Below are 1,677 nucleotides of genomic sequence, written 5' to 3' on the forward strand. Positions count from 1 at the left end.
TTCCGGGCGGTTATCATACTCTGCCCCCGCTACTACTCCAAACGCCGGAAAAAGGAGGACAGGGACAATGGCAGATAACCGCAAGTATTACTACCTCAAGCTGAAAGAGAACTTTTTTGACAGCGACTCCATTGTGCTGCTGGAAGATATGAAAGACGGAATTTTATATTCCAATATCCTCTTGAAGCTGTACTTAAAATCGCTGAAAAACGGCGGGAAGTTGCAGCTTGACGAGCATATCCCCTACACAGCGCAGATGATAGCGACACTGACCCGCCACCAGATAGGGACGGTTGAGAGGGCTTTAGAGATTTTCCGGCAGTTGGGGCTTGTGGAGCAGCTTGACAGCGGGGCTTTCTATATGACCGACATTGAGCTGATGATAGGACAGTCCTCTACCGAAGCCGAGCGAAAACGGGCTGCAAGGCTGGAAAACAAAGCACTTTTACCGCCCCGGACAAAAGGCGGACATTTGTCCGACATTCGTCCACCAGAGATAGAGATAGAGTTAGAGAAAGAGATAGAGATAGAAAAAGAGAGAGAGGGAGAAACGGGACACCCCACCCCCGCCGCTTATGGCAGATACAACAATGTGATACTGACCGATACAGAGCTTTCCGGGCTGAAAACAGAGCTGCCCGACAAGTGGGAGTATTATATTGACCGGCTTTCCTGCCATATCGCTTCCACCGGGAAGCAGTACCACAGCCATGCAGCCACCATTTACAAGTGGGCGCAGGAGGACGCTGCCAAAGGCAAGGCTGCCCCGAAACAGGGCATACCCGATTATTCATGCAAGGAGGGCGAGAGCTTATGAGAAACGGGATTGAAGCTATGATTACGGACATTACAGCCACTACCGCCGAAGCGGAGGACTACACAGGCGAGGACGGGCTTTTATACTGCGGCAAGTGCCATACGCCCAAAGAAGCCTATTTTTCAAAAGAAACCGCCCAATGGTTAGGGCATGACCGACACCCGTCAGAGTGCGACTGCCAGCGGGCAGCGCGTGAAAAACGGGAAGCCGCTGAAAGCCGACAGAAGCACCTTGAAACAGTGGAGGACTTGAAACGCCGGGGCTTTACCGACCCTGCTATGCGGAACTGGACATTTGAGCATGACAACGGCAGAAACCCGCAGACCGCAACCGCCCGTTTTTATGTGGAGAGCTGGGAAACCATGCAGGCTGAAAATATCGGCTACCTGTTCTGGGGCGGCGTGGGGACAGGAAAAAGCTACCTTGCCGCCTGTATCGCCAACGCCCTTATGGAAAAAGAGGTTGCCGTCTGCATGACAAACTTTGCAACAATACTCAATGACCTTGCCGCCAGCTTTGAGGGCAGGAATGAGTATATTTCCCGCCTTTGCAGCTACCCCCTGCTGATACTTGATGATTTCGGTATGGAGCGAGGGACAGAATACGGGCTGGAACAGGTTTACAGCGTGATTGACAGCCGTTACCGAAGCGGCAAGCCGCTGATCGCCACGACCAACCTCACGCTGGAGGAATTGCAGCACCCGCAGGACACGCCCCACGCCCGTATCTATGACAGGCTGACTTCCATGTGCGCCCCCGTCCGCTTCACGGGCAGCAACTTCCGAAAGGAAACCGCACAGGAAAAGCTGGAACGCTTAAAGCAACTGATGAAGCAGCGAAAGGAGAGCCTATGACAGAAA

General features: G+C 53.0%; 2 protein-coding genes. Both read left to right on the forward strand.

The features are described from left to right. Positions 1-67 precede the first annotated feature (67 nt). Positions 68-817, forward strand: a complete 750-nt coding sequence (locus GPK89_RS10795) for a phage replisome organizer N-terminal domain-containing protein (RefSeq protein ID WP_005921277.1) — start codon at positions 68-70, stop codon at positions 815-817. Continuing rightward, positions 814-1,671 (forward strand): ATP-binding protein, encoded by an 858-nt coding sequence (locus GPK89_RS10800; RefSeq protein ID WP_005921274.1) that lies wholly within the window; start codon positions 814-816, stop codon positions 1,669-1,671. Before GPK89_RS10795 ends, GPK89_RS10800 begins: the two co-directional genes overlap by 4 nt. Positions 1,672-1,677 lie beyond the last annotated feature (6 nt).

The sequence above is a fragment of the Gemmiger formicilis genome, from assembly GCF_018784445.1.
GTDB lineage: Bacteria > Bacillota > Clostridia > Oscillospirales > Ruminococcaceae > Gemmiger.